At 42.3% G+C, this 10,341-nt stretch carries 7 protein-coding genes; 5 read left to right on the plus strand and 2 right to left on the minus strand.

The window, feature by feature from the left end; translation table 11 throughout:
* Positions 1–37: 37 nt before the first annotated feature.
* On the minus strand, positions 38–1,057 hold the full coding sequence (locus IM792_RS20765; protein WP_194103843.1) for an aldo/keto reductase: 1,020 nt from the start codon (positions 1,055–1,057) through the stop codon (positions 38–40).
* An 83-nt stretch (positions 1,058–1,140) separates the two neighbouring features.
* Here IM792_RS20765 and IM792_RS20770 point away from each other — a divergent pair, with 83 nt between their 5' ends.
* Positions 1,141–1,458 carry a hypothetical protein gene (locus tag IM792_RS20770; protein WP_194103844.1) on the plus strand — a complete coding sequence of 106 codons (318 nt, stop codon included), beginning with the start codon at positions 1,141–1,143 and terminating at the stop codon, positions 1,456–1,458.
* Here the strand turns inward: IM792_RS20770 and IM792_RS20775 are convergent, their stop codons facing one another.
* On the minus strand, positions 1,459–2,439 hold the full coding sequence (locus IM792_RS20775; protein WP_194103845.1) for an acyl-ACP desaturase: 981 nt from the start codon (positions 2,437–2,439) through the stop codon (positions 1,459–1,461).
* Positions 2,440–3,019: 580 nt separating this feature from the next.
* Between IM792_RS20775 and IM792_RS20780 the strand changes: the two genes are divergently transcribed.
* The 4 genes from IM792_RS20780 (at position 3,020) to IM792_RS20795 (ending at position 9,925) form a co-directional block, all read left to right on the plus strand.
* Positions 3,020–4,366 (plus strand): HAMP domain-containing sensor histidine kinase, encoded by a 1,347-nt coding sequence (locus IM792_RS20780; protein WP_194103846.1) that lies wholly within the window; start codon positions 3,020–3,022, stop codon positions 4,364–4,366.
* A 20-nt stretch (positions 4,367–4,386) separates the two neighbouring features.
* A complete protein-coding gene (locus IM792_RS20785) occupies positions 4,387–6,468 on the plus strand; it encodes a cellulose biosynthesis cyclic di-GMP-binding regulatory protein BcsB (protein WP_194103847.1) in 2,082 nt (693 codons plus the stop codon).
* A gap of 62 nt (positions 6,469–6,530) precedes the next feature.
* Entirely contained in the window at positions 6,531–8,375 is a 1,845-nt protein-coding gene (locus IM792_RS20790) for a glycosyltransferase family 2 protein (protein WP_194103848.1), read from the plus strand.
* Positions 8,372–9,925 (plus strand): hypothetical protein, encoded by a 1,554-nt coding sequence (locus IM792_RS20795; RefSeq protein ID WP_194103849.1) that lies wholly within the window; start codon positions 8,372–8,374, stop codon positions 9,923–9,925. The genes IM792_RS20790 and IM792_RS20795 overlap by 4 nt, the downstream gene beginning before the upstream one ends.
* Positions 9,926–10,341: the final 416 nt, after the last annotated feature.

Consider the following 10,341-nt stretch of genomic DNA (forward strand, 5'->3'; position numbering starts at 1 on the left):
CACTATTTAACTGTAAAACTGACGGTAAAACGGTTAACTATCTTTTCTCAACCCTGTCATAAAACCCACCGAACGAGTTTGTTTTTACGGCATCCTCATTAAAAAAATCGCCGGGGAAGCCTAATGGTATCGCGCTCACTCCATCAAGCGCCTTTAAATGCGCATCGGTCAATACCACATCTGTTACCTTCAGGTTTTCCTCTAACTGGCTAACCTTGGTAGCGCCTACAATAGGAATGGACGAAAAGCCTTGTTGCCTTGTCCACGCCAAAGCCACATTACCGGGCGATACGCCTAACTCGTCGGCTATTTCAATAACCTTTTTGGTGATGATCACACTATTATCATCAAGGCGTTTGCTTTCGGGTTTTATACGTCCCTGTTCGCCGCGCAGGTATTTACCTGTTAACGCGCCTCCGGCTAATGGCGCCCAGGGTGTAACCGTCATGCCGAAGTGTTTGGCCATGGGTATCAATTCACGCTCAGGTGTGCGTTGCAGCAGGCTGTACTCTACCTGTAAGGCGATCAGCTGGCTCCAGCCCATCAGTTCGGCAAGGGTATTGCCTTTGGCTACTACCCATGCGGGGGTATCGCTTATGGCGGCGTAGTTTACCTTGCCCTGGCGTATCAGGTCATCCAGGCCACGCAGCACCTCGTCTATCGGGGTAATGTTATCCCAAATGTGCAGGTAAAGCACATCAATAAAATCGGTTTGCAGGCGCTTCAAACTTTCCTCAACACTGCGCATCATGTTTTTGCGGTTATTGCCCGATGCATTGGGGTTGGTTTTATTATCAAGCAAGGTATATTTGGTGGCCAGTACAAAGTAATCACGATCGTGGTTGCTCACATATTCGCCTATAGTTTTTTCGCTGGTGCCCAGCTTGTATACATTGGCCGTATCAATAAAGTTGCCGCCGGCATTGGCAAAGGTATCCATAATGGCAAAGCTGGTTTCCTTATCGGCGCCCCAACCGGCCTCGGTACCAAAACCCATTGTGCCCAAACAAAGCTCAGACACCTTTAAGCCCGAACGGCCTAATAATTTGTAGTTCATAAAAGCAGATGATTTAAGTAAAACATTATAAACAAGTACAAGGTTGTATCAATAATATCAAAATTAACCCTTAAAGGCAGGTTATGAAAATTATTAACACCACAAAACCAATATTGGTTGATGAGCTGTACGAATATTTAAAGGATAACCTGAACAGGCAATTCCGCGAACACAAAAAAGAGAATATTGATTTTGACCTATTGCTCAACGGGCAAACCATCACCATACAAAAGCCCGACCTGTATGATGGCTTTTTGTTCAGGCTTACGACTACCGGCAGCACTACGCTGGAAGTAGCAAAATCAGAACATTACGTTGATGATGTAAATGTGCTTACGCTTGAATCTGTTTTGGACGATCTGTTTGTTAAACACCTGGGCGCTACCGCACCGCAGATATAATTAACCGTTTATCCAGCTGAATTTATACTCGAGCATAGGGTTTTTCATACGCTCGGCTACGCGCAATAAACGATCAGGCAGTTTCATGATATAGTCGCGTGCTTTTTCAGCTTCGGCATTAAGGTCGGTAACACTTTCAATGTGCCAGTCCTCGATCAGCTCTTTCAAAATGTCGACATAATCAACAGCGGTATAAATACCCAGACGTTGAGCGGCATCAGTAAAGTGACCAAATGTTTGGCCTATTTTAAGCCCTACCTCACGTAAAAAGTGCGCAGGCATAACTATCTTTTTACGCATCATATCCTCAAAGGCCAGCATAGCCTCGCTCGAGTCTACCTCAAATATCTTCTCGATAAAGTATTTGTAGGCTTTAGCATGGCGTGCCTCATCCGAAGCGATAACGCCGCACATTTTTGACAGCAAGGTATCACCATGTTTTTTAGCTTGCGATGCCACACGGCGGTGCGATACGTTGGTAGCTAACTCCTGGAAAGAGGTGTAAATAAAATTGCGGTATGGGTCGGCACCGGTGCCAATGTCAAAGCCATCGGCAATAAGGTACTGGGTTGATACCTCCATCATGCGCATGTTTACACGACCTGAAAGGTATAAGTATTTGTTAAGCAGATCACCGTGGCGGTTCTCCTCGGCGGTCCAGTAGCGGGTCCACTTCATCCAGCCGCCTTCCTCGTCTTTTGATACGCCCTCAACCATGGTCAACCACGACTCGTAAGTAGGAAGTGCCTCCTCGGTAATGGTATCGCCAATAAGCACGGCAATCAAATCGTACGAAAGGCCTTCGGCGCTTTCCTGCAATTCCTTAATCTCGCTAAAAAAAGTATCTCTTGAAGAATCAGGCAAAAAGTCCGCAGGTTGCCAGATAGTATCAATCGGCTTCAAAAAATCATGCATCTTATCGAGCATGTATTTTTCGATATGCGTCATTACTTCCTTCCTTTTTTCTTCAAAATATCTCATAATTATTTATTAGGGCTCAAAGTTAGTTAAATTAAGTTAGTAATAACAGCTTTTTGAGGCGAGTGACCAAGATCATTTTAAGTAAAAAGCCTTAATTAACTTTAGCTTATAAATCACCGTTCAGTTAACATTCAGGTAAAATTTTCCGCAAATTATGGAAAAAATACCCCACTTATTACACAAGCCACTCCTCGATACCCCGATAAAGTTACCTGGTATTATGCTGTTAACAAATAAATATTGAACGCAATGAATAATATATTTCCGGCTCTGTTATTTAAACGTAAACCGGCTTATTTAGTTTTTTATATCTCAAGCTATTATCAAACAGCACATTTGTAACTATAAGCTAAGCAGTTACACACTTTTAGCACAAGTTGGTAAACACTTTTATGTTAAATGAACTGCATTATTGCAACAAGAGCCATCGCCGTACAACGCGCTAACACCCTGCCAATAACCTTACAATTGGATTACTTTTTGTGATTGTGGAACTGTAAGTTCCCGGCTTTAAGGCCTGTAAATCACAATTAAAAAAATTTATACTAAACCTTTGCCCTAATTATTCAACTACTGCACAATGTTTTTAAAGATCACTAAAGAGGAATTCTCAAAAGAGGTAATAAAAAAGGCCTGGTATCAAACCAATATTATTATTTGGGCCATTATATTTCTTTACCCGCTTTTTAGTATAGTTGATTTTATATACGCAAACGATGTATGGGTTAGTTTTTTAATTGTGCGCCTTACATCGGTATTTGTGGTGTACATGCTGTACAACTATTTTCAAACACGCAAGCATAACTACCGCATACTGTTGCATGTGGTTATGTTCATACTATCGGTAACTACGGCATTGCTGTGCAACCTGGTTAGCATTGAGGCGGTGAATATTTACTTTTTGCTATACGCCGCTATCATCCTGTTTTTTAATTTACAGGTATTTTGGGAGGCATTGAACTCTATTATTCAGGCATTGGCCGCCTTTTTATTTTTGGCCATATTTTTCAATACTTTCAGCGAGTATACTATTGATCTTCTGGTGAATAACGGCGGGCAGTTCTTCTTCGTTATCGTGATCATATCAACCATTATCCCTCATGCCCGTTACAAGGTGCTTGCGCGCGAGGTACAGGCGCAAATACTGATCAAAAAATCAAACGACCAGCTTAAGAGCCAGTATCAGGATATCAATGAAAAGAACAACATTATTGATATGCAGTACGAGCAACTGCGCAAGCTTGACGAGCAAAAGAACAGCTTTATCAACATAGCCGGGCATGACCTTAAAAACCTTATCGGCTCCATTGTGATGAGTAACAACATGGTGCGCGAGGAAGATTACCGTCTGAGCAATGACCAAAAGGAGTTTGTAGGCTACATTGCCGAATCGGCCGAGAAGATGCAGTACATGCTTAACAAACTAATGGATGTTAAGGAGATATCATCGCCCGAGATAAAATTCAACATGGAGATATTTGATGCCAACCAGGAGATACAGTACGTATTTAAAGGTTTGCTTGAAACAGCCCACATGAAAAATATACACCTGATAGATAACATACTGAAATTACCGCTTAACGTTAGGCTCGACCGTGTGTTTACCGGCCAGGTGTTTCAAAACCTGCTATCAAACGCTATTAAGTTTTCGCAAACCAATAACAACATTAAAATAGTTACCAGCCTGCAACGCCAAAAATTTGTGTTGGAGATTATTGACGAGGGCATTGCCATTGGTCAGCAGGAGTTGGATATGATGTTCAACAAGCTAAAAACATTGAATGATGTGGGCGCGGTGCAGGAGAGCAGGCTTGGCCTGGGACTTTCCATTGCCAAACTGATGACGCAGGAGATGGGCGGTGAAATTTATTACCGCAGCGATGATAACGGCAACTATTTCAGAGTAGAATTTTACGCTATTAACTAATTAATATACAATACAACCCAATGAAGAGAGTATTTACCTTCTTAGCCTTTTTTCTTGTACTGTCAACCGCCACAAAAGCGCAAAGCGTTGTGTCGTTCAAATCAATGGGGTATGCTGATAATGCCATTTACGGTATGAACGGCGCTACATCATATTTTTTGAGGATAAGCCCGCTGGTTGAAATGAACGGCAGCAAACTGGTGCTGTTTTTTGAACCATCGCAAGCCCTGATCAAGGAGAGCTCGTTTATAAACATCCTGATCAATGATCAGCCGGTTATCAGTTCGCGCCTAAATAAAGATTCACTGCAAAAGGTGGTTATCAACCTGTCAAAAAATGATATTTCACCCGAGAAGTACCTGAAGTTACAGGTAAAAACCGTGCTTACCATTAGTGGCGATAAATGCCGCGACCTGGATAACCCGGCCATGTGGATAAAGGTTAAAGGCTACTCGTACCTGTCATTGGTAAAAAGCAATAAAAACTTTTTTAATAACGTAAACATCAGTAACTGCTTTGAATCAAAACGCGCTATTGTATATCCTTCAAACCCATCACTGCATGATCTGAAAGCCGTGGCATGGGCATACGCCAGGTTGAAAAAAACTCAAAGCAAAGAGATACACGTTTACGAGGCCGGTAAACTGCCTGATAGCGTAAAGAACTATATAATGGTAGGCGATTACAACGCCCTGCCCGAAGCACAACGCCGCCTGGTTAAGGTTACCCCGCAAGGTGGCCAGGGTATGTTTTATCTGCATAAATCAATAACCAGCCTTACCGATACGCTGACCACTATGGTTGATGTACGCGGCAAACTGGTTCCGGTTAAAACGGTATCAACAACTGTTGTACCTAACGAGATACTATTTGTTTCGGGTGGTGACGACCGTGGTTTAGAGAAAGCGATTACCGCTTTAGGCAACATGAACGTGCTTAACTCAACTTATGGCGATTACCTGCTAATAAACAACGCGCAAAACAGCTTTTTCCAAAATATTGACGAGAGCCGCTCAAAACTATCGCTTAAACAAGTGGGTGGTTTAAGCACATTTATGTCGGGTATTGGTTCGCTAAAAACTGTTTACAACTTTAAAAACAGCGATTTTAGCTTTACGCCGAAAGAGGTTGAGATACATTTTTCGGGTATTTATAGCAGCCTTAACCCCGGCGACCGTGGCTTTTTCAACATCTACCTTAATGGTTTGCTCATCAGTAGCGAAAAGCTGGATGCATCGGGCAAGTTGAATACCTCGGTAACCATTAACCGTTATCAGCACCATAAATACAATACATTGGAGGCCGAGTTCAGGTTTTATCCAAGCAGCGGTAACTGCCAAAACAGCTTTACCAACTTCTTCTGCGAGATAGATGTTGATAAATCATACCTGGCATCAAAAAATCCGTTTATTACTAATGATCTGAGCTTCTACCAATATCCTGAAGCGTTCAACAGCGGATCGACCCGTTTAGTAGTTAGCCGCGATTATGCCAAGCATGCTGCCGCTGCCCTGGGCGAGATCATCTATGAGCTGAACAACAACATCAACGCCAACAACTTCCCTGAGATTGTTTACTCAGGCGATATGCCGGCTGCTGATCTAAAGAACTACAACATCGTGGCCCTGCTATCAAAAGAAGACCCGTTGATGAACGAGTTTCCGGATGCGCCGATAAAGTTCAACCAAAAGTTCCGTTTATATAATACAGATAATAACAAGGTGGTTTACTCACTATCTGACAGTGTATCAAACGGTTTGGCACAGATATTCTATGGCCGTAATAATAATGCTACGCTGGTATTAACAGCCACTGGCAAGCACCCGGCCGAAGCATTTTTGGCAGTATCGCGCTCAATAACCGAGCAATTGTCAACCCTATCGAGCAACGTATGTATAGCTGATGTTAACACCAATAAATACCTGTTCAACATCAATAAATCGAGCGATAACCTGGAGTATGTTGATACCAAGAGCGGCCTTGCCCAGTTTTGGGAGAATTACAACCTGTATATATTGTTAGGTATTTTGATACTGATACTGGTATCGTTCCTGTACGTACGCTCAAGAATACAAAGCTCTCAGGATCTGTTCAACGAATAACATTTTCCACATACCGCCCTGTTGCAGCCCTGCTGCAATAGGGCAAACTTTGCATATACTACATGATAACCTCTGTTGCTGAGCTATTAATTACCGACGGCTTTATTACCCATGCCGACCGCGAGAGCATTGAAAAGCTTTCGGCACAATTGGGGCAGGCCTTCATAAAAGTGGCCCTCAACTTTGGCTACATATCGCGCAAAAACTACGAGCGCTCGCTTATTAATGCCGGCTATCCGCTAAATAAAGTGCGTGATGAGGAGCACGACAGGGAGATACTCAACAAAATAGAACTTAAACTGGCTAATGACCATGTGGCACTGCCATTGCGTGTGCAAGACGGTAAACTGATCACCCTGATGGCCGATCCATCCGATCAGTTATTTATCGATTTTGTACGTTTTACGTATGACATGGAGCCCGAGATCATCATAGCATCCGATCTGGATATTACCTGGATGAGCCACACCCTGCTTGGCGAAAAGTATGTAAAATCGGCCGTGTTTGAGTTGATGCACCGCGACCCGGCCAACTCTGCAAGGGTTACCTTTACATCAAAACAGCTGATATTCCTGTTCTCGCTGGTGGGTATTATCTGTATCGGGCTTGTGCTCAACTTCAAGAACACATCCATCACCATTAATGTAATACTGAGTTTCTTCTTTTTAATGGCTATTTCGTTCAAACTGTTTCTGGCCCTTGTGGGTTCGAGGTTTGAACTGCACCAGGCCGTAACCAACCAGGAAGTACGGGATGTAGTTACCGACGAACTGCCGGTGTTTACCATACACCTACCGGTTTACAAAGAGGATAGGCTGATAAAAAAGCTGATATGGAACCTGCAAAGTATTGACTATCCACGCGAAAAGCTGGACATTAAACTACTTATTGAGGATGATGACGACCAAACGCTGAACGCGGTACGTAACCTCGACTTTCCGGCTACGTTCGAGGTTATTGTGGTGCCTTTCCACATGCCTAAAACCAAACCGAAGGCCTGTAATTATGGTCTGCATTTTTCACGTGGTAAATTCCTCACTATTTATGATGCCGAGGATATTCCGGATACCGATCAGTTGAAAAAAGTAGTGGCCCTGTTTAACAAACTGCCCGATCACTTTATATGCGTGCAATGCTCGCTCAATTACTTTAACCGTAATGAGAACTTTTTGACACGCATGTTCACCCTCGAGTATTCGTACTGGTTTGATTACATGCTGCCGGGGCTTGATACGCTTGATATCCCCATCCCATTAGGTGGTACAAGCAACCACTTTAAAATGGAGAACCTGATTGAGCTTGGCGCATGGGACCCATTCAACGTAACCGAAGATGCCGACCTTGGCGTACGCGCTTATGCGAAAGGCTACAAAATAGCGGTAGTGAATTCCACCACCTACGAGGAAGCCAATAACGAACCCATTAATTGGATACGCCAACGTTCGCGCTGGATAAAGGGCTATATGCAAACCTACCTGGTACACATGCGCGATCCTATCGCTTTATACCGCAAAATCGGTTTGAAAGGCTTTTTAGGGTTCAGCTTCTTCATCGGTGCAACGCCTATTACCTTTTTGGTATACCCGCTGCTGCTCATCATATTTTTGAATTATATATTGTTCGACCTGTCAACCATCCGTACCCTTTTCCCGGATTGGGTGCTGTTCATGTCCATCTTTAACCTGATGGTGGGTAACATCCTGATGATCTACGTGAACATGATGGCCGTATTTAAACGCAGGTTTTACGAGCTTATACTTTTTGCCGTGGCCAACCCTATATACTGGATGCTGCACTCCATTGCCGCATACAAAGGTTTGTACCAGTTAATTGTAAACCCTTTTTATTGGGAAAAAACCAACCATGGTTTAAGTAAAATGAGCAGCCCGGTTAACGTTGTGAAATGAGAAAGAGATCAACCTTCCTTTTATTGATAACAGTATTGTTGGGTATATACTACCTGGTGCTGGGTATATATTTCAATAAACTGGGCTACTATAATGCTGAGGCGCTTTTCTACATCGAAAAATCGAAGATTGTATTTGAGGGTTTAGGTAATCGTCTTAAAGTAATGGGTTTAACATCGCCTATTATTCCTTTTTACGCCACCTTTTTATTTACATCTTTAAATTATTTGCTGGCACCGGTGATAGCATCGGCCATAGGTACAGCCATATTCTTCTACATAATAACTGCCACGCTTTTAAAGGATGTTAAGGATAATTTTTACCTGGCCTTGCTATTGGTATTATTCCTGTTTCACCCGGGCATACTGTATACAGCTACGGCGGGCAAGAGTATCTACCTGGTGTTAACGTTCTTCTATTTGTTCTTCTTGAATATTTTGAAGTTCTACCGGTCAAACACTACCTACCACGTATCTATTGCCAGTATGTGTTTGGTAACGCTTACTTTTTGCGATTACCGATTTATATGGCTTACCCTGTTCTTCATCCCGCTGGTATTATCAATCACTCTGAAAAGCCTTAACCTGAGCGAAAAGGAATCGATATTTCGCTTATTCATCAGCTTTAACAATCCATCGTTAAGGCGTAAACTGATCAGCAAAACATTCGCACTGTACATCATCATATTTATATTGCCTATAGCATCAATCGTTTGTTATAAGCTGCTGAACTTAACCCACGCTAACGATCTTAATTATTTTATTGAGAGCCCTTACGCTACCTGGAACGTGCTGGTTGATAAAATAAACTTTGACGAGGTTACCAATATAAATACTTATAAAATGCCCGATTCGGCTGTGCTGTTATCGTTAAAGATGATCATGTATGCCCCGCTGATATTGCTGGCTTTGTACATGTACAGGCAAAATACCTACCAGGCATTAACACTGCTTACCCCATTTGCCTTTATAGAGTTTTTAAGGCTGAAATACGACAATATATACATAGCGCATGAGTTCTATATCATATTTATAATACTGGCGCTGCTGTGCATCATTTTCAGGCTCGAATCATTCAGGAATAAGAAAACATTAAGGATACTTATGGGCGTAGGTATGGCCATACAGATATTCACCGGTTATTACTTCCTTAACCGTTCGTCCATTAGCGACGAGCAGAAATTTATGGCGATGCTGCGCAAGCCTATCGATAACCACGATTACGACGAAAGTAAGGATATTGCCAATTACATAAATGCCCTGCCCGATAATGCGCTGGTGATGACTGATGATGCCGTGGCCTACCCTATTGCGGCCTTTGTAGATAATATTCAGAAACTGGTAATGCCTTACCAGGATAAGTTTTTAACGGCCATTGAAGCCCCACGCGGTTATGTAAGCTATATATTAGTGGCAAGCCCATCCAATCGAAGCAAAGGCTACACACAGCTTAATAATACCTACTTCAACTTTATGCGCAGTAATGACTCGGGTATGTTGGTACAAAAGGTATATGAAACACCTGACTGGGAGTTGTACAGGATCAAGTAATTTCATATTCATTCATAGAATTGAGCAATTAGGAAATGAATTTAATATTCCCATTGCTGCTTATTGTTTTTAGTTCTGCATTTAGTTTGCAGATATATACAATAAACAAAGATTCCCTTCTGCTCCACATACTATTATTAGTGATGCCCCTTTCCGAAAGATCAATCTTGTTAAGAGTCGTTTAACTATTTCTATCCCTGAAATTATTGGGCATAGGAGTAAGGGAAGTGAAAATTAGCGCTTAATGTGGTGGATTACACAACCAGTTTGTTAACCCCTCCCTGCCCTCCCGAGGGAGGGAATGATAGTTTAGTAATCAGTGATTAGTAGTTAATGATTAGTGGTTAGTAGTTAGTGGTCAGTAACCGGAGATTGGTGATTAGTGTTTATAAGGAGCTTTTCTTATGTATGTTTAT

It is taken from the genome of Mucilaginibacter sp. JRF, assembly GCF_015223065.1.
GTDB lineage: Bacteria > Bacteroidota > Bacteroidia > Sphingobacteriales > Sphingobacteriaceae > Mucilaginibacter.

Excerpts from the sequence above, each read along its gene's own strand:
- IM792_RS20765 (WP_194103843.1), bottom strand. The coding sequence starts at position 1,057 with ATGAACTACAAATTATTAGGCCGTTCGGGCTTAAAGGTGTCTGAGCTT.
- IM792_RS20770 (WP_194103844.1), top strand. The coding sequence starts at position 1,141 with ATGAAAATTATTAACACCACAAAACCAATATTGGTTGATGAGCTGTAC.
- IM792_RS20775 (WP_194103845.1), bottom strand. The coding sequence starts at position 2,439 with ATGAGATATTTTGAAGAAAAAAGGAAGGAAGTAATGACGCATATCGAA.
- IM792_RS20780 (WP_194103846.1), top strand. The coding sequence starts at position 3,020 with ATGTTTTTAAAGATCACTAAAGAGGAATTCTCAAAAGAGGTAATAAAA.
- IM792_RS20785 (WP_194103847.1), top strand. The coding sequence starts at position 4,387 with ATGAAGAGAGTATTTACCTTCTTAGCCTTTTTTCTTGTACTGTCAACC.
- IM792_RS20790 (WP_194103848.1), top strand. The coding sequence starts at position 6,531 with ATGATAACCTCTGTTGCTGAGCTATTAATTACCGACGGCTTTATTACC.
- IM792_RS20795 (WP_194103849.1), top strand. The coding sequence starts at position 8,372 with ATGAGAAAGAGATCAACCTTCCTTTTATTGATAACAGTATTGTTGGGT.